This is a genomic window from Sporomusa malonica, from assembly GCF_900176355.1.
Classification (GTDB): domain Bacteria; phylum Bacillota; class Negativicutes; order Sporomusales; family Sporomusaceae; genus Sporomusa; species Sporomusa malonica.
Map to the genome: position 1 here is coordinate 70,725 of NZ_FWXI01000009.1, position 17,724 is coordinate 88,448.

Consider the following 17,724-nt stretch of genomic DNA (forward strand, 5'->3'; position numbering starts at 1 on the left):
TTTATACGGTTTACTTCAGCTTAAGCTTGGCCAGCGCTTCAGCGAGCGCGTTATTTATTGGTTTATCCTCTTGCTGCTCTTTGAGATAGCGTGACACATCTTTCTTGGAAATCTTGGTGTCACCCTCTTTCTTTTTCCGTTCGTTAAAGACAGCAAGCTTTTCCCTGTAGCCACAGCCGCAGGCAAACGCTCGTGCGTCCCCCTCACCGCGCAGTTCTAGCTTCTTGTGGCAGTTGGGACATCTGGCATTGGTTACCTGGGCAACGTTTTTCCGGTAGCCGCATTCGCGATCTTGACAAACAAGCGACTTGCCTCTTTTGCCGTTAACCTCAAGCAAATATTTACCACATTCCGGGCAACGGGTGCGAGTCATATTGTCGTGTTTAAATTGTTCCTGACTGTTTTTTATTTCGGCAATAATTGTTTTGGCATACTCTTTGATTTCAGCGATAAAGGCCTGCTTTTTTAGCTGTCCTTTGGCAATAGCACTCAGCTTCTGTTCCCATTCAGCGGTTAAAGCCGGCGACTTCAGATCAGAGGGTGCTAGTTCTAACAGTTGCTTGCCTTTGGAAGTGATAAAGATATCTTTACCCTTTTTTTCAATAACAAAACTACTAAACAGCTTTTCGATAATATCAGCCCTGGTGGCTACTGTACCCAAACCGCCTGTTTGGCCGATAATTTGTTTAAGCGCCTGGCTCTCGCCTGACATATATTTTGCTGGGTTCTCCATGGCTGATAATAAGCTTGCTTCATTAAGGGGAGCAGGCGGCTTAGTCTCACCTTTGGTCATCGAAATAGCCATTACCGGTAAGACGTCGCCTTTATTTAGGATGGGAAGCGTCTGTTCAGCAATGCCATCAGCTGCTTCCTCGTCATCCGAATAGTTATTATATAGTTCTTTCCAACCAAGGGCAATCACGGTCTTGCCTTTAGCAACAAAGAGTTCATTGCCTATTTGTGCCTTGACTGAGGTCTCTTCATATTCAAAAGGCGGAGAAAGGACAGCCAAGAACCGCTTAATGACTAAATCGTATATTTTCTTTTCTTTATCTGTTAACGAATTCAGTACAACAGGCTGCTCGGTAGGGATAATGGCATGGTGATCAGACACCTTACTATTATCAACAAAATGGCTATTAGCCTTTATCGGGCCTTTTAGTATTCTAAGAATTTGCTTGGGATAGAAACCGGTATCGCAAGCCTTCACCCTGTCTTTGAGTGTCTCAACGATATCGGTAGAGATAAACCGCGAATCAGTGCGCGGATACGTCAGGGCTTTATGAGTTTCATATAGCTTCTGCATGATTGACAATGTCTCTTTGGCCGAAAATCCAAAAATCTTATTGGCATCACGCTGCAGCTCGGTTAGATCGTATAGGGCAGGAGCGAAGCTTTTTTTGCTGACCTTATGCACGTCAATCACTTCAGCCTTTTTTCCAGTTACAGTAGCGATTATTTTATCACAGACAGCTTTGTCAAAGGTCTTATTCTCTTTGGTTTTGCTGTCCTGCCAGGTTAATTTCAGGCGATCGGCTGCTGCCGTAATGCCATAGTAGGTCCGGGGTTGAAAGTTTCTTATTTCATCTTCCCGAGCAGCAATGATGGCCAGCGTCGGGGTCTGCACGCGTCCACAGGAGAGTTGGGCATTATACTTGGTAGTCAACGCCCTGGTAGCATTAATGCCGACAAGCCAGTCAGATTCTGAACGGGCCACTGCCGAGGCGTATAGGTTTTCATACTCCCTTCCAGGTCTTAAGCTGCTAAAACCGTCTCGAATAGCTTTATCGGTGACTGAGGAAATCCAGAGACGTTTTACAGGCTTGTTGATATGCGCTTTTTCCAGTATCCAGCGGGCAACCAGTTCGCCTTCACGCCCGGCATCTGTCGCAATAACGACCTCACTGACATCTTTGCGGCTAAGCTGCTCTTTAACTGCGGCAAACTGTTTGCCTGTTTGCTTAATTACAACAAGTTTAAGCTCTTGCGGCAGCATGGGCAGGTCTTCCAGACGCCATGCTTTATATTTTTCGTCATAGGCTTCAGGGTCGGCCAGTGTCACCAAATGCCCCAGCGCCCAGGTAACGATGTATTTTTGCCCTTCAAGATAGCCATTGCCTTTGACATTGCACTGGAGTACCCGGGCTAAGTCACGCCCAACAGAAGGCTTTTCGGCTAGTACCAATGTTTTGCTCATTATGAAACCTCGCTAAAAAATAATATAGCTACTATTATACCCGTTATCTGGCAAATTTCAAATACATAGAAAAACTGCCAGGGGAAATCTCCCACTGGCAGTTCGATCAACTTACCGGCTCATAGCCTGCTCTAAATCAGCGATAATATCAGCCGGGTCTTCAATACCTACTGACAGGCGAATGAGGCTGGGCGTAACACCCATGCGCAGCTTCCGCTCTGCCGGCACCGAGCCATGTGACATGATATCAGGCAGGTTAACCATGGACTCAACCCCGCCAAGACTATCGGCTAACATACACAATTCGAGTTTGCTCAAAATACTGCGAGCCAAGTCGGCGTCACCAACGTCAAAGGAAACGACGTTGCCTGTACCCCGGGCCTGGCTTTTGTGCAGCTCATAGCCAGGGTGGTCCTCAAAACCAAGATAATATACTTTTTGAACCTCAGGCCGGTCACGCAGCCAGGAGGCTAACACGCCAGCATTATGGGACTGCCGATCCATGCGCAGTCCTAAGGTCTTTAAACCACGGAGCAGCAACCAGGAGTCAAACGGCCCCAGTACACCGCCGGTAGAGTTTTGCACAAAGTGAAGTTCTTCTGCCAATTTACCATCTTTTACTACCACGACCCCAGCTAACACATCACTGTGTCCCCCAATAAACTTAGTGGCGCTATGCACAACGATATCTACCCCAAGGTCAAGTGGCCGCTGTAGATAAGGCGACATAAAGGTATTATCAGCAATAGTCAGCAATCCGCGCTCCTGGGCCAAAGCTGCTACACCTTTGATATCGGTTACCATCAGGGTAGGGTTGGAAGGTGTTTCAATAACCAAGGCTTTAGTAGCCGGAGTAATAGCGGCAGCAATATCCGTGATGCTGCCAAAGTCAACATAAGTGACGGCAAGCCCAAACCGGCTAAAAATCTTGTCAAGTACCCGTGAAGTACCGCCGTATAGATTCCGGCTGGCTACGATATGATCACCGGTTTTGAATAGATTAAAAACTGCCGTAGTTGCCGCCATGCCTGAACCAAAAGCAAAACCGCGGCAGCCGCCTTCCAGGAGAGCCATTTGTTTTTCCAAGGCGTGCCTGGTAGGATTATTTCCCCGGGAATATTGATAGCCGCCTTCCTGACCGACAGTATGCTGTCTAAAGGTTGAAGCCTGGTATATAGGTGTGCTGGCCGAGCCAGTAGTACGATCCCCTTCATCCCCATGAATAAGTAATGTATCAATATGCATGCTGCTGCCTCCCATACTCATTAATGATTAATTCCCAAATATGCTTTTTTCACCAACGGATCGTCAATCAAGTCTTTGCCAGAGCCTGACAGGATGACCCGGCCTGTCTCAAGAACAAAAGCATCATCAGCCATCTCCAGCGCCTCAAATGCATTTTGCTCTGCCAGCAATATCGTGGTTCCCTGGGCACGAATATCCCGGATGACCTGAAACATATTAGCTACCATCAGCGGCGCCAATCCCAGCGACGGCTCATCTAAGAGCAGCAGCCGAGGCCGGGACATCAGCCCTCTGGCAATAGCCACTATCTGCTGCTCACCGCCGCTTAATGTACCAGCATATTGTTTGAGGCGCTCCTTCATTATCGGGAAGAGTTGATACATCTTTTCCAGATCAGCCAGTATACCGTCTTTGTCCTTTCTGAGAAAAGCACCCATCAACAGATTCTCTTTTACAGTAAGGTTGGCATATAGTCGCCGTCTCTCTGGCACTAGACATACACCTTGCCCCACAACTTCATATGCTTTATTAGATAGGGGCTGGCCTTCGTAAGCTATTTTGCCGCTGGCTGGCTCAAGTAGTCCTGCCAAGGTCATCATCAGCGTAGATTTACCGGCACCGTTCGCACCAATAACAGCTACAATCCGGCCAGCAGCTACAGACAGGCTTACATCGCGGAGAGCATGGATTTGACCATATTTCACATTAAGGCTGCTAACTTCTAACACGTTTATACCCCTCCCCAAGATAAGCCCTAAGCACATCGGGATTACTTTGAATGTCCTGTGCTGTTCCCTCTGCCAGTTTCAAGCCAAAATTGAGGACAAAGATGGTATCACAGAGTTCCATAACCACATCCATATGGTGTTCGATCAGTAGAATTGTCAGGTTATATCGCTGATGAATGCGACGGATTAGCTTAGCTAAATCGAGCGACTCCTCAGGGTTCATGCCTGCTGCCGGCTCGTCTAACAATAACAGCTTAGGCTTCAATGCCAGTGCCCGGGCAATCTCCAGTTTACGCTGCAGCCCGTAAGGCAGGCTGTCAGCCCTGACGTTTGCCTTATCAGCAAGACCTACCTCTGTCAGATATTCTAATGCCAGATCACGAATTTCCTGCTCGCGTTTAAGGATACTGGGCAGCCTTAGCAAAGCTGCCGCAAATGAATAATCCACATGCTTATCAACGGCTATACAAACATTGTCTAGTACAGATAGATTACGAAACAGACGGATGTTTTGAAAAGTACGGGCAACCCCCTGAGCCACAATGCCGTCTGGTCCCCTACCGACAAGCTCCTGCCCCTCAAAGAGGATACTGCCGCTGGTAGGCGCATACACGCCGGTAATCAGATTGAACATGGTTGTTTTACCCGCACCGTTAGGCCCAATCAGTCCCATGATTTGTCCTTGCTTAGTGGCAAAACTAACATCCCTGCAGGCCATGATTCCGCCAAATGCCTTGGTTACAGACTTTAATTCCAAAAGATTCATTAGGCCACCTCTTTTCTAAACAAGCGGCGAATACTGTTCAGTGAAATTTCTTTATAACCAAACAGCCCTTGCGGTCTAAATACCATAATAGCTACAAGTAAGAAGCCGTAGGCTACAAGACGCCACATGCTGGCTACTCTAAGCGCCTCTGGGATAGCAACAAACAATACTGCTGCGATAACCGGCCCAGTAATACTGCCCATGCCACCCGCAACAACACTTGCTGTTAACTGGGTAGACAAATAAGCGGTGAACATGCCTGGCTGTATAAAGGTAACATAATGAGCAAATAGACCTCCGGCCAAACCTGAGGTCATAGCACTAAACACCAATGAGAGCATCCGGACTTGAAACAGGTTAATCCCCATCATTTCAGCAGCAACAAAGTCCTCCCTCACAGCAATGGCAGCCCGCCCGTACCGTGAGTAGACAAAATTCCGGGCCACCCAGATAACAAGAATGGTAGCAACCACAACGACAGTTAACGTCGTCTCATTGGCAATACCAGGCAGTCCACGCGCTCCTTGGGTAATCTCAAGGTTTTCCAAGAGTACGCGTATGGCTTCGCCAAATCCCAGTGTGGCAATGGCGAAGTAATCACTCCGCAGCTTGGCCCGGAGTGTAGGATAGCCGATGATGACACCAACCACTGCCGCCATGGCTGTCCCTGCCACTAACGCCAGATAATAGTTTACATCATAAAAATAAGTCAGGATACTTGCGGTGTACGCGCCAACAGCAAAAAAAGCGGCATGCCCCAGTGAAAATAAGCCGGTAAAGCCAGTAAAGATAGCCAGACCAACGGTGGCAATGACATAAATTAAACTAAAAGTAATAACTCCGCTAATATATTCTGCCATCGTCTGCTATACCTTTTCCTCAAGAAATTTGCCAAAAAGGCCTGTCGGCAAAACTAACAGCAGAATAACCAGTAGAGAAAAGCTGAATACATCACGGACAACAGAGGATACATAGGCCGAGACAAAAGTCTCTAAAACCCCAAGGAGCAGTCCGCCGACTACCGCCCCTGGCAAGCTACCCAGTCCGCCGATAACGGCGGCAATATAGGCTTTATTAGTAATCCACCCCATAGTGGGGTAGACCATATATTTCATGCCTAAAAACATACCCGAGATACCGGCCAGCGCCCCAGCCAAAAGAAATACCCAGCCAATGGTTTTAGCGATATTAACACCATTTAACTGGCTAACCTGCATGTCATAAGAGGCTGCCCTGATCGCAATGCCTGTTCTGCTGTTTTGCAAAAAATAATGCAAGGCATATATTGCCGTAAAGGAAAATACAATAGCAAATACATCCAGCATCCCTATTGATACCCCGCCAAAGCTAATATTCTGCTGAGTAAGCACTTCAGGAAATGCATAAAATCTTGAGCCAATAGTAGCATAAACAAAATTTTCCAAAAAGATAGATGTTCCCATAGCGCTTATCATGAAATAGAGTGAAGGTGCATTACGCTTGCGCAGCGTACTATAAGCCAACCGTTCATTCGCTAAACATAAAAAGGCAGCACCGACAATAGAACCAAAAATCGCTAAATATATCGGCATGCCCATTTCCATTAAGAGATAATAGCCAATATAGGCCCCAAGCATAATAATCGAACCATAGGCAAAGTTACTAAAATTTAAAATACTGAATACCAGGGAGTAGCCGACTGCCATAAGTGCATAGATACCGCCGATAGCGAGGCCTGTGACCAGTGTTTGAACTAACATTATGCGCCATCTCCTTAAGTATTTAAGGACGGCGGAGGATATAAAAATCCCGCGCCGTCCTACACGCAAAGTTACTGGGTGACAAATTTGGATTTAAAGACAAACTTGCCGTCTTTTACTTCCTGAATAATGGCCGGCTTATTTAATGGATCATGAGTAGTAGGATCAATTGTCAGTTTACCACTTAGCACCTGGAGGTCTTTGGTTTTCTCCAGTTGTTCAGCGATCTTAGCTGGATCTGTGCTGTTGGTTTTATTCATAGCATCAATCAAAGCATACAAAGCATCAATAGCCATAACCGGATTAGGCATAATGGGGTCGGCCTTGAATTTTGTCTGGTATTCTTTGATGAAGTTTTGGATATCAGGGTCATCCATACTGGCTAGGTTTACAAAGTAGGATCCGTTTACCGCCGAGCCGCCTAGTGTAATTAAGTCAGGACTGCCCCAACCATCGCCGCCGACAAACTTAGTCTGGATACCAAGGTCAGCCGCCTGCTTCATAACCAGCGCAGCTTCTTTTTGCATTGTAGGAATAAAGATAACTTCAGGATTAGTTCCCTTGATCTTGCCTAAAATGGCGCGGTAGTCAAGCTCGCCTGAACGGAAAGCCTCATTTGCAACGATTTTACCACCTTGTTTCTCAAATTCAGCAGTAAAATACTTACCCAACCAAGCCGAATAATCAGAGCCTACATCATACACAATGGCTGCTGTCTTGGCCTTCAGGTCTTTAGCAGCAAACTGAGCTGCTACCGTCCCCTGGAACGGGTCAATGAAACATGTACGGAAAGCGTACTTTCTGACCTTATTAGTCTTGTCATCAACAGTAACTTTAGGGTTGGTCGCAGAGGTTGCAATGAATGGTACTTTGGCCGGTTCAAGAACCGAGCTCATGGCAATAGCCACTCCACTCTGGCCTGGTCCGATGATTCCCACAACTTTGTCACTGACCAGTCTTTTGGTTACGTTCACGCCTTCGGTAGCATCTGCACGGGTATCATAAGCCACCAGCTGCAGCTTTTTACCTAATACGCCGCCTTTGGCATTAATCTTTTCGATTTCCATCTCTAAAGCGTTTTTCTCAGCTTGCCCCCAAGTTGAGTTATCGCCAGTTAAAGCTACAGCATTACCGATCTTGATTACATTGGCGTCACCAGCCCCGCCGCAGCCAGTAACCACTATTGTAAAAACCGCCAACATAACTAGGGCTAACCATCTCATCCTCATGTAAACTCCCCCTCATAGTATTATATACCTTTTATTATGTATTACAGTGATTATGTCCTCCTTTCGCCGCAACCTCTCCTTTAATAAAGCCTATTTAGAATCAAATCTAAATAGGCTTCCTTTTTTAAGAATTTACAATATTACATGTGTTTTTTAAATTTTACATAATTTTCTTATCAATGTCAACAATAACCAGAGTTTTGCATAGTAAAGTCTTTACTTTTTTAAATCTCTAACCTTTTTACCGGCGTTCCACCTTCAATATGTTCTTCCATGATCTCTTCAACATCATTTACTGATACAGAACCGTACCAGATATTATCAGGATAGACAACAACAATAGGTCCTTTTTCACAAATACCAAAACATCCGGTATTTGTTACGAATACTTCACCGCCTAATTCTCTTTCTTCAATCTCTTCTACAAACTTCATCATAATTTCCACACCATTTTTCGTGTGGCAATGGCCCTTTTGCTGGCCATTAGGCCGGGAACTGGTACAGACAAAGATATGAGTTTTTGGTTTATTCATACTGATCTCCTCCTCTTTTTTAAGAAAAGACTTGGCTTGTGCCAAGTCCCTCAGGACGCGGGCAGAAGCCTTAGTCGTTCTTATGTCAACAGAATTTAATATAAATTCTGGTAGACTAAAAAAATAAGGCGCCTTCCATATTTGATGGAAAGCGACCTCTGCGTCACAATTTAAATATATTATTATCCTAATTATAGGTAACGATGTCCATAATGTCAAGATGATGCTTTAGCAATCCACTCTTCGGCACTAACAAAGATCCTGGTTCGGGCCAAGGAAAATACCCCTAATGCCAGCCAGATAAGACTAAAGGATATAAGATGCACGGTTGTAAAAGGCTCATGATATAGTAAGACACCTATTGCCAAGGCAATTGTGGGCGAAACATATTGGATAAAACCCATTAGACTGAGCGGAAGACGATTTGCACCACTGGCAAATAGGAGCAGCGGAGTTGCCGTCATTGCGCCAGCTCCCATCAATAGCCCAGATGTAGGCAAAGCGCTCAGACTAAAAGTGCCAACGCCCTGTCCTGCCAGGTATAACAAATACGCTACAGCCACAGGAGATACAATTAAAGTCTCCAGTGTGGTAGCCGTTACGGCACCAATACCTAGTATCTTTTTACACATGCCATAGAATGCAAAACTAATTGCCAGTGACAAGGACACCCACGGAATGGTGCCAAAGCTTACCGTCATGGTAATAACGCCGATGGCAGCAAGCGCAAAAGATACACTTTGCCACATGGAAAACCTTTCTTTGAGAACAACGATGCCCAATAAGACACTAACTAGCGGATTGATATAGTATCCGAGACTTGTTTCAACAACCCGGTTTTCGTTAACTGCCCAGATATAGATCAGCCAATTGACGCTAATAAGCAGCGAGGCAATGACAAGCCCTAACAGTTTTTTGCGGTTCCGGCAAATGTCCAGCATTTCCTTAAAAAACTGCCGTAAACCTCTTGTTGCGAGCAAAATACAAAACATAAATAAGCACGACCAAACAACGCGGTGTGCTAAAATCTCGTAGGCCGGAACCTGGGATAATTGCTTCCAGTAAATCGGTAATACTCCCCAGAGCAAATAAGCCCCAGCAGCAAATAACACTCCTGCCAACCGTTCATTCCCTTGATCTGATCTTAGATTCAACTACTCCCCCGCCTTACTCTATAGTGTCGCTAACTGCTCTAGTATATCTGTTAAGCATATCACAACACCGATATTTTTTACAGGTATAAATGGATCATTATTATAATAAGCTTTCACCCTAATGCAAGCATCAACTGCTGCTATTGATATTCTAAAAAAAACACAACAACTTCTATAAAAATACAATAACACATGAAAGAAATTTCAGATTATGATTAAGATAATATTGTATGATACGCAAAATAGGAGGCCGGTTATGAAACCATTTATGGATGAAAACTTTTTGTTAACCAACAAAACAGCAGAAACTCTTTATCATAATTATGCCAAAGATATGCCAATTTTTGACTACCATTGCCATCTAAACCCCCAAGAAATTGCTGAAAACAAGAGATATAGAAATATTACCGAGGTCTGGTTAGGCGGCGACCATTACAAATGGCGGGCCCTGCGCAGTAACGGTGTAGACGAGCGCTACATAACAGGTGACGCCCCTGATAAGGACAAGTTTATGAAATGGGCTGAAACTATGCCGCAGTGCCTCGGCAACCCCCTTTTCCACTGGACCCATCTTGAATTAAAAGCCTACTTTGGTATTGATAAGGTGCTCTGCCCGGCAACTGCTGAGGAAATTTGGGAAAAGTGCAATGCCCTGCTACAGCAGGATGACTTCACAGCCCGTGGTCTAATTGAGCGTTCTAATGTTAAGGTTATTTGTACAACAGATGACCCGGCAGATTCGTTAGAGCATCATACTACGCTGGCGAAGGACAACTCCTTTACCGTAAAGGTGCTGCCTACCTTTCGCCCTGATAAAAGCTTTAACATCGAAAAATCCGGGTTTGCTGAATGGCTTGCAAAATTAGGTCAAGTAACTGGCACCGAGATTACAACTGTAAAAGCTATTAAGACTGCGCTAGCGCAGCGTGTGGAATTTTTCCACCAGGTAGGCTGCCGGGTTTCTGACCATGCACTAGACCCTATTGTATTTGCAGCTGGAACTGAAGATCAGGCTGACGAAATCCTAAAAAAAGCCCTCAATGGCCAAGCTCTGTCTGACCATGAAATCGCTGTATATAAAACTACCATCCTGGTATTCCTAGGCAAACAATATGCTCGTTTAGGCTGGACTATGCAGCTCCACATGGGAACAATCAGAAATAACAACTCCCGCCTGCTGAAACTGCTTGGCCCTGACACTGGTTTTGATGCCATCGGTGACTTCACCATAGCTGAGCCACTGGCAAAATTTCTTGACGCACTGGAAAGCACTGATGAACTGCCCAAAACCATTCTCTATTGCTTAAACCCTCGCGACAATGACGTATTAGGGACCATCATTGGCTGTTTTCAGGGCGGTGGTATTCCTGGCAAAATACAATTTGGGTCAGGATGGTGGTTTAATGACCAAAAAGACGGCATGATCAGGCAAATGGTAGCCTTAGCCAATCTGGGCCTTTTGAGCCGGTTTGTTGGCATGCTAACTGATTCGCGCAGCTTCCTCTCCTACACCAGACACGAATATTTCCGCCGGATTCTCTGCAATCTAATTGGTGAATGGGTTGAAGCAGGTGAGTTCCCTAACGATACCGAATTGCTAGGTTCTATTGTGCAGAATATCTCCTTTAATAACGCCAAAAACTACTTTGGCATTGAAGTTTAATAATTACCCCTCCTTTGAATAGTTAAAAAGGACTGAACTCGCCCCCTTGAGTTCAGTCCTTTTTGCTATTCAATTAGCTAATTTAGTTTTACTTATTGGATGTCTTCTTGGCAAAAGCCAATATGGCACCTAGGGCAATTGACAGGAACGACGCCGAAAGTACACGGTACTCAGGCGGTAATAAAAAGGTTATAGTATGAGCAGGTATCCAAAACAGGGGAATTGTTTTTACAATGACAAAGCCGACAAAGTTTTGCCAGTCAATCTTACTGACAACTGCCTGCAGGGTGACCTTGTTCAGGTTGCCTAGCTCGCCATGTGCAAGGTCGATGTAAGTATCGGTAACCCGATGAAATGCCATCATGGTCGGGGCAAAGATAATATTCATAGCGGCGCTGGTAAACAAAGCAGGCAGTACATTTGCAAATATCCCTCCGCCCATAGGCAAAAGACCTTTCTTGACAGCTACCGCTGTACCACTCGCAAAGATCTCAAACACTAAGACAAAGCTAATACCTAACAGACCCCAAATAAACGCACGGTAGGATAACCCAAACGGCTTTCGCCACTCACCGGCGATAATTCTTAGAGCTAAGAGTTCACCCAAAGTAGCCAGTATAGCTACTTTAATAAAGCCCATGATATAAGGGTACCCTTTGGTCAACCGGACAAATATCTCATGAGTTGATGGATATAGCAGAAAGAGTACAATACCTAGCAACCCGGCTAACCAGATGAGGTCTCCTTTGCGCACATTAGCCTCCGTTATCTATTCATTCCTTTATTAATTGCAGCGACATTTAGATCATACAATTCAGGTTTTTTCTTGCCAACTACTTCATCCATGGCTTTTTTAACACTATCCATGTTAACTAGCGATAATGCCGGCAATAAAGCACCTAAGCATACCATGTTAGCCAGACTGGAGTTGCCGATTTCATTGGCTAGCTCGGTGGCCGGGACAGCAACAATGGTAATATCGTCCCGGTGGTTAGTTAAAGCTACTATCGAGCTGTTCACTACCAGGGTTCCGCCTGGTTTAATCCGTGCCAAAAACCGGTCATACGACGGCTGATTCAGCACAATACCGGCATCGGCCTGGCTGATTACCGGTGAGTTGATTTCTTCATCAGAAACCAGCACTGAGCAGTTGGCTGTTCCACCCCGCATTTCCGGGCCATATGACGGAATCCAACAGACCTCTCGTCCACCCAGCATACCCGAGTATGCCAACACCTTGCCGATAAACATAACTCCCTGGCCGCCAAAGCCAGCAAGTAGTACTTTATCCATCATAGCGCCTTAACCTCCTCCGGTACTTTTAGCTCGCCCATCTCATAGATAGGCAGCATGTTTTCCTGGAGCCATGTTAGGCTGTCAACAGGTGACAAGCCCCAGTTGGTCGGGCAGGTGGACAGTACGCTGACAAAGGCAAAACCTAAGCCTAACTGCTGTACCTGGAAAGCCCGTTTAATTGCCTTCTTGGCTTTAATAATGTTTTTAGGAGAATCGACCGAAACGGCGGCAACATACACTGCGCCATTCAAGGTGGCAATTGTTTTGGGAAGGTCAATTGGCGCACCGACCAAGCTTGCATCACGGCCATAAGGGCTTGTTGTCGTTACTTGACCTGTTAAAGTTGTAGGCGCCATTTGTCCGCCAGTCATACCAAATACGGCATTATTAACCATGATCGAGGTGATTTTTTCGCCTCTGGCAGCTACATGAATAGCATGAGCAGTACCAATGGCTGCAATGTCGCCATCACCCTGATAAGTGAACACCATCTTATCAGGCAGCGCCCGTTTGATGCCTGTGCCTACTGCCTGCGCCCGCCCGTGGGCAGCGCCGACAAAATCACAGCTGAAAAAGTCGAGTGAAAACCCAGCACAGCCTACTGGAGCTACGCCAATGGTTTTTTCAATAATATCAAGCTCTTCCATGACCTCACCGATAAGGCGGTGAATAATGCCATGGGTACAGCCTGGGCAATAATGAAACGGCAAATCAGTCAAACCTTTGGTTTTACCAAATATCTTCTCCATAGCTACACCTCCCGATCCACGGGGATATTAAATTCTTTAATAAGGTCAGCGAGGATCTCATCCTCATGCGGCAGCATACCGCCTATGCGCCGGTGCAGACTGACAGGGACACTGCACTCAAGCGCCAGTTTAACATCTTCAATCATTTGTCCGGTATTTAACTCGACAGTTAGTACGCCCTTGACCTTCTTCTTGTAGGGTATAAATGCTTTTTCAGGGAACGGCCACAGGGTAATTGGCCTGATGAGACCTACCTTAATGCCTCTTTTACGTGCATTCAGTACAACAGTTTTAGCAATTCTAGCGCATGTGCCATAACCGGCAATCAGATATTCGGCATCTTCGGTATGGAATTCTTCCCACCGCTGCTCTTGCTCTCTGATTGATTTATATTTAGCTTCCCAATATAGGTTGTTGGTTTCACCAATTTCATTAGTCAATGAATAGCTGGCAATCTTGCGCTTGGCTCGGCCTGAGCAGCCGTCAGTTACCCAGTCTTTTGCCGGCAGTTCGGTAGCTGGCCGGTCTTTCATTTCAATAGGCTCCATCATTTGCCCTAAAAATCCATCAGCTAAGATTAGCACAGGATTTCTGTACTTATCAGCAAGGTCAAAGGCCTCCATTGTATAGTCGTACATTTCCTGCCCTTTGGACGGAGCCAGCACAATCAAGCGATAATCGCCATGTCCGCCGCCCTTGGTGCACTGAAAATAGTCAGATTGGCTTGGCCCAAGACCCCCAAGGCCAGGGCCTGTCCTGTTAATGTTTACTACAACGACAGGCAGCTCAGCTGCTGCAAGATAGGATAAACCCTCCTGTTTCAGACTATAGCCTGGGCTGGAGGAAGCAGTCATAACCCGCGCGCCGGTACAGGCCGCGCCGTAGCACATGTTAATTGAGGCAATCTCGTCTTCACCTTGCAGCAGAGTTCCCCCAGCTTTTGGCAAATGCTTAGACAAGTATTCTACAACCTCGGTTGACGGTGTAATTGGGTAGCCAAAAAACAGCTTACAGCCGGCCTTTATGGCCGCTTCGGCAATGGCTTCATTCCCTTTTATCAATTTTTTATTCACACAAGTCTCTCCTTTCCTTAGGACTCTTTGTACACTTCTAGGGCAACATCAGGACATACCAACCCACAAAGGGCACAGCCCACACAGCTTTCTTCATCAGTAACAACGATGGTATAGTAGCCCTTGGAATTGGCTTTGTCACCTACTGCCAGCACCTTCCGAGGACATACTGCTATACATAAACCACAGCTTTTGCATTTTTCACTAAGCACTTGCACTTTAGCCAACGTATTCACCCCCCGACCTCTTTTGTTCTTCTCAAAAAATCATACGTTCTGCTGATGTAACAGAACGTTAATAAATCACTATGATAAATATCTTTAGAGTAAATTCGACGCGAGGAAATATTGTCCTGCAAACTCAGGCCAAAAAACTAACCTAGGAAAGCGTCGCACTATACTTTCTTACAGGGCAAAAAGAGCCTCAGCCATAAGCTGAAGGCTCTACAATGCTATTACCCAATCACCCTGCTGGCAGCAGCCAACAACTGTTCATGGAGCTCTCTATCCTGCCCGACGATTGTTTCAATTTTAGCTTGAGTAGTTATTACGAAGGTCTCATCTTTAATACTGCCTAGATTGATTTTTACATTATACAGCGCGCCGTGAAGACCGGCATGAGCCATGAGGCCGGCCACTGCCGCATCACTGGCAGCATTAGCATTGCCAATTGTCAGTACCCGCCCTGCCATTGCTAAGATCTTTAAACAGCACTCGGCTACATCGAGCGGCAGATTGGCAGCATGCTGCATGGATTTTTGAATAGCTTCACTTCTAGCAGCCTTTTCTACCTCAGTTGCTTTCGGCAGTTTATAGGCGGCCATCACTTTGTTAAAAGCCTCAGTATCAGCATCTACACAGCGGGCAAGTACCTTTGTTAGCTTGTCAACTTCAGCAAGCATGACTTCTATCTCGTTTTCAACCTCGGCATACTTGCTATTGCCAGATGTCAGGCGGCATACCATAGCCGTCAACGCCCCGCCGAGCGCCCCCGATAACGCCGAAATGCTGCCGCCGCCTGGAGCAGGTGAATTTGAACTCAGTTCTTCGAGAAAATCAGTAATTTTCATTTGAATCAGCATTTTTATCCGGCCCCTTTTTCTATCTGAGGTTCTCTTCCAATACTTGCTTGCGCTCAAAGCCTTCCAACCTAAGATAAAACTCGGCTGTGTCAACAAGTGCCTGGAGCGGAACCATACCGACAATTTCGCTACCGATTACACTAACCCCATAACGATCAGCCTCAGACTTGACAGTCTCAAATACCCGATGCAACGGTGTCCCAGTATAGTCTACCATATTAATGGTTACTTGTGCCATATTCCGGTCTTCAATCATGACTCCCATGGCACGGCAATATTTATAACCACCCTTAACCTCACGAATACTGTTAGCAATCTTCTTGGCAATGTTAACATCGCTGGTGCTAAGGTTAATATTATACGCGATTAAAAATTGACGTGCCCCAACTACAGTAGCGCCGGCAGTGGGGTGCATCTGGGCAGGACCATAGTCAGGATGCCGTTCTGGACTGCTGATGGCTTTCTTCAGACCTTCATATTCGCCTTTGCGAACATCAGGCAGTTTAACTCTAGCAGGCGTTTTAGCGGCTGCCTCATATAAGTATACCGGAATATTAAGCTTTTCAGCAATTTCCTGACCTAGCTCATTGGCAAGCTGCACACATTCTTCCATGGTAATATCGCTCACCGGAATGAATGGAATTACATCAGTAGCACCTACCCGCGGATGTTCACCCTGATGTTGTTCCATATCAATAAGTTCTGCTGCTTTAGCGCAGGCGTTGAAAGCGGCAAGTTTTGCAGCCTGCGGCTCGCCAATAAAAGTGACTACAGTACGGTTATGGCTGGCGTCTGAGTTAACATTGAGCAGGCTAACACCTGCGACCTTCTTTACTTCCTCAGTAATGGCCGCAATCACCTCAGGGCGGCAGCCTTCACTGAAATTAGGTACACATTCCACAAGTTTACTCATCAAAAATTCTCCTTTAGAGTTCTTTTATTTTGCGAAATAGTTGATAAACCATACAATATTAGGTATAGCAACCATATCGATGAGAACAGCGCCACAGAGCGGCACAATCAATAATGCTTTACGGGAAACGACACCATATCTTTCGGTGACAGCGCCCATATTAGCAATCGCGTTAGGGGTAGCACCCAACCCATGGCCAATCATGCCGGCGCACATAATAGCTGCATCGTAATTGCGTCCCAAGAGCGGGAACAGGAAGTAAATACAGAAGATAAACATAAAGATTGTTTGAACAGCCAAGATGATTAGCAGCGGGCCTGCCAAATTAGAAATTTCCCAGATCTTCAGCGACATCATTGCCATGGTCAGGAATATGCCCAGGCTGACGTCAGCAATTAAATCAATAGCCTTTTCATTCATCCTAAACATGGGTTTAACATCATTAAAATTCCTTATTATTACAGCAACAAACATAGCTCCTACATATCCTGGCAACACAAATCCGGTAATCTCTTTAATCTTGGCTGAACCCATAGCTCCCAACACCATAGCCACAAGAATAACAGCCAGCATGGACATCACGCTATCGCTTGTAATACCTGTATTTTTCTCGGCAGCTGCTGTTACCTCATCTAGTTCATCGAAATTTTCCTGACTGGTTTCGATTGGTAAATTGTAACGTTCAATAAGCCATTTTGCCAGAGGACCACCAACTAGCCCACCACTTATTAACCCATAAGTAGCAGAAGCTACAGCAACAACGAATGCTCCCTGAACCCCCAGTTGTTCTGCCGTAGGCCCGAACGCCGAAGCTGCACCCATGCCGCCTTCAAGGGAAACGGCGCCAGCCATTACACCTAGCACTGGGTGAATACCGGTTAGCATAGCAGTTCCAGCTCCAACAACGTTCTGCATAATCGCCAAAGTCCAACATCCTACAAGATATACAACGAGCGATCTGCCGCCTTTTTTAATAAGTCCAAAACTGCCGCCTAAACCAACAGTAGTAAAAAATGCAATCATAAAGGGCATTTGCAAAGTTGTATCCATTTTGAAAGTGAGCATGTTGGCTTCTTTAAGCATCCAAGCCAAAATTGAAAAGGTAAATCCACCGATAACTGCTGAAGGAATGCAAAACCGGGCAATAACCGGAAAAACGCGCCGAATCCAGGCTCCAAACATTAAAAGTAATACTGCAATAGCTACAGTAGCGACAATATCCAGTTTCATAACCATAACCTTATTAACTAGTTCAAAACTCACATTTTCCCCTCCTATTATTTTTGCTTGGTATAACCTTTGTTCTGATTAAAGTAAATTCTGTGAGTTTACTCCCCCTCTGCAGCCTAAAGTCCTTA

18 protein-coding genes are annotated in these 17,724 nt (G+C 45.7%); 1 reads left to right on the forward strand and 17 read right to left on the reverse strand.

Features of this window, described 5'->3' with window-relative positions; all coding sequences use genetic code 11:
* Positions 1 to 10: 10 nt before the first annotated feature.
* From B9A22_RS12040 to rarD, 9 genes are all read right to left on the reverse strand, one after another.
* Positions 11 to 2,197, reverse strand: a complete 2,187-nt coding sequence (locus tag B9A22_RS12040) for a DNA topoisomerase III (protein ID WP_084575975.1) — start codon at positions 2,195 to 2,197, stop codon at positions 11 to 13.
* A gap of 111 nt (positions 2,198 to 2,308) precedes the next feature.
* A complete protein-coding gene (locus B9A22_RS12045) occupies positions 2,309 to 3,442 on the reverse strand; it encodes a trans-sulfuration enzyme family protein (RefSeq protein WP_084575976.1) in 1,134 nt (377 codons plus the stop codon).
* 20 nt (positions 3,443 to 3,462) lie between these two features.
* A complete protein-coding gene (locus tag B9A22_RS12050) occupies positions 3,463 to 4,206 on the reverse strand; it encodes an ABC transporter ATP-binding protein (RefSeq protein ID WP_217805945.1) in 744 nt (247 codons plus the stop codon).
* Positions 4,157 to 4,936 (reverse strand): ABC transporter ATP-binding protein, encoded by a 780-nt coding sequence (locus B9A22_RS12055; protein WP_084575978.1) that lies wholly within the window; start codon positions 4,934 to 4,936, stop codon positions 4,157 to 4,159. Before B9A22_RS12055 ends, B9A22_RS12050 begins: the two co-directional genes overlap by 50 nt.
* Complete coding sequence (locus tag B9A22_RS12060) at positions 4,936 to 5,796, reverse strand: branched-chain amino acid ABC transporter permease (protein WP_084575979.1); 861 nt, start codon at positions 5,794 to 5,796, stop codon at positions 4,936 to 4,938. Before B9A22_RS12060 ends, B9A22_RS12055 begins: the two co-directional genes overlap by 1 nt.
* Positions 5,797 to 5,802: 6 nt before the next feature.
* Entirely contained in the window at positions 5,803 to 6,675 is an 873-nt protein-coding gene (locus B9A22_RS12065; protein WP_084575980.1) for a branched-chain amino acid ABC transporter permease, read from the reverse strand.
* Positions 6,676 to 6,746: 71 nt separating this feature from the next.
* Positions 6,747 to 7,904 carry an ABC transporter substrate-binding protein gene (locus B9A22_RS12070; protein ID WP_084575981.1) on the reverse strand — a complete coding sequence of 386 codons (1,158 nt, stop codon included), beginning with the start codon at positions 7,902 to 7,904 and terminating at the stop codon, positions 6,747 to 6,749.
* Between the two features lie 224 nt (positions 7,905 to 8,128).
* Positions 8,129 to 8,437, reverse strand: coding sequence for a 2Fe-2S ferredoxin (locus B9A22_RS12075; RefSeq protein ID WP_084575982.1), 309 nt, complete (start codon positions 8,435 to 8,437; stop codon positions 8,129 to 8,131).
* 215 nt (positions 8,438 to 8,652) lie between these two features.
* Positions 8,653 to 9,591: an EamA family transporter RarD gene (gene rarD, locus B9A22_RS12080; protein ID WP_084575983.1), complete on the reverse strand. Its 939-nt coding sequence runs from the start codon at positions 9,589 to 9,591 to the stop codon at positions 8,653 to 8,655.
* A 256-nt stretch (positions 9,592 to 9,847) separates the two neighbouring features.
* Here rarD and uxaC point away from each other — a divergent pair, with 256 nt between their 5' ends.
* Positions 9,848 to 11,254 carry a glucuronate isomerase gene (uxaC, locus tag B9A22_RS12085; protein ID WP_084575984.1) on the forward strand — a complete coding sequence of 469 codons (1,407 nt, stop codon included), beginning with the start codon at positions 9,848 to 9,850 and terminating at the stop codon, positions 11,252 to 11,254.
* A gap of 88 nt (positions 11,255 to 11,342) precedes the next feature.
* Here uxaC and B9A22_RS12090 read toward each other — a convergent pair whose 3' ends face one another.
* The 8 genes from B9A22_RS12090 to gltS all read right to left on the reverse strand — a co-directional run bounded on the left by B9A22_RS12090 (position 11,343) and on the right by gltS (position 17,629).
* Positions 11,343 to 12,008 carry an Mpv17/PMP22 family protein gene (locus B9A22_RS12090; RefSeq protein WP_084575985.1) on the reverse strand — a complete coding sequence of 222 codons (666 nt, stop codon included), beginning with the start codon at positions 12,006 to 12,008 and terminating at the stop codon, positions 11,343 to 11,345.
* Between the two features lie 11 nt (positions 12,009 to 12,019).
* Positions 12,020 to 12,550, reverse strand: a complete 531-nt coding sequence (locus tag B9A22_RS12095) for a 2-oxoacid:ferredoxin oxidoreductase subunit gamma family protein (protein ID WP_084575986.1) — start codon at positions 12,548 to 12,550, stop codon at positions 12,020 to 12,022.
* Positions 12,547 to 13,299: a thiamine pyrophosphate-dependent enzyme gene (locus B9A22_RS12100; protein WP_084575987.1), complete on the reverse strand. Its 753-nt coding sequence runs from the start codon at positions 13,297 to 13,299 to the stop codon at positions 12,547 to 12,549. The genes B9A22_RS12095 and B9A22_RS12100 overlap by 4 nt, the downstream gene beginning before the upstream one ends.
* A 2-nt stretch (positions 13,300 to 13,301) precedes the next feature.
* On the reverse strand, positions 13,302 to 14,372 hold the full coding sequence (vorB, locus tag B9A22_RS12105; RefSeq protein WP_084575988.1) for a 3-methyl-2-oxobutanoate dehydrogenase subunit VorB: 1,071 nt from the start codon (positions 14,370 to 14,372) through the stop codon (positions 13,302 to 13,304).
* A gap of 17 nt (positions 14,373 to 14,389) precedes the next feature.
* Positions 14,390 to 14,590, reverse strand: coding sequence for a 4Fe-4S binding protein (locus B9A22_RS12110; protein ID WP_245823972.1), 201 nt, complete (start codon positions 14,588 to 14,590; stop codon positions 14,390 to 14,392).
* Between the two features lie 236 nt (positions 14,591 to 14,826).
* Complete coding sequence (locus B9A22_RS12115) at positions 14,827 to 15,453, reverse strand: cyclodeaminase/cyclohydrolase family protein (RefSeq protein ID WP_084575990.1); 627 nt, start codon at positions 15,451 to 15,453, stop codon at positions 14,827 to 14,829.
* Positions 15,454 to 15,472: 19 nt separating this feature from the next.
* On the reverse strand, positions 15,473 to 16,366 hold the full coding sequence (gene ftcD / locus B9A22_RS12120; RefSeq protein ID WP_084575991.1) for a glutamate formimidoyltransferase: 894 nt from the start codon (positions 16,364 to 16,366) through the stop codon (positions 15,473 to 15,475).
* Positions 16,367 to 16,390: 24 nt separating this feature from the next.
* Complete coding sequence (gene gltS / locus B9A22_RS12125) at positions 16,391 to 17,629, reverse strand: sodium/glutamate symporter (RefSeq protein WP_084575992.1); 1,239 nt, start codon at positions 17,627 to 17,629, stop codon at positions 16,391 to 16,393.
* Positions 17,630 to 17,724: the final 95 nt, after the last annotated feature.

Excerpts from the sequence above, each read along its gene's own strand:
- ftcD (WP_084575991.1), bottom strand. The coding sequence starts at position 16,366 with ATGAGTAAACTTGTGGAATGTGTACCTAATTTCAGTGAAGGCTGCCGC.
- B9A22_RS12115 (WP_084575990.1), bottom strand. The coding sequence starts at position 15,453 with ATGCTGATTCAAATGAAAATTACTGATTTTCTCGAAGAACTGAGTTCA.
- B9A22_RS12055 (WP_084575978.1), bottom strand. The coding sequence starts at position 4,936 with ATGAATCTTTTGGAATTAAAGTCTGTAACCAAGGCATTTGGCGGAATC.
- B9A22_RS12040 (WP_084575975.1), bottom strand. The coding sequence starts at position 2,197 with ATGAGCAAAACATTGGTACTAGCCGAAAAGCCTTCTGTTGGGCGTGAC.
- uxaC (WP_084575984.1), top strand. The coding sequence starts at position 9,848 with ATGAAACCATTTATGGATGAAAACTTTTTGTTAACCAACAAAACAGCA.
- B9A22_RS12065 (WP_084575980.1), bottom strand. The coding sequence starts at position 6,675 with ATGTTAGTTCAAACACTGGTCACAGGCCTCGCTATCGGCGGTATCTAT.
- B9A22_RS12060 (WP_084575979.1), bottom strand. The coding sequence starts at position 5,796 with ATGGCAGAATATATTAGCGGAGTTATTACTTTTAGTTTAATTTATGTC.
- B9A22_RS12070 (WP_084575981.1), bottom strand. The coding sequence starts at position 7,904 with ATGAGGATGAGATGGTTAGCCCTAGTTATGTTGGCGGTTTTTACAATA.
- B9A22_RS12050 (WP_217805945.1), bottom strand. The coding sequence starts at position 4,206 with ATGTGCTTAGGGCTTATCTTGGGGAGGGGTATAAACGTGTTAGAAGTT.
- B9A22_RS12075 (WP_084575982.1), bottom strand. The coding sequence starts at position 8,437 with ATGAATAAACCAAAAACTCATATCTTTGTCTGTACCAGTTCCCGGCCT.
- B9A22_RS12095 (WP_084575986.1), bottom strand. The coding sequence starts at position 12,550 with ATGATGGATAAAGTACTACTTGCTGGCTTTGGCGGCCAGGGAGTTATG.
- B9A22_RS12045 (WP_084575976.1), bottom strand. The coding sequence starts at position 3,442 with ATGCATATTGATACATTACTTATTCATGGGGATGAAGGGGATCGTACT.
- B9A22_RS12100 (WP_084575987.1), bottom strand. The coding sequence starts at position 13,299 with ATGGAGAAGATATTTGGTAAAACCAAAGGTTTGACTGATTTGCCGTTT.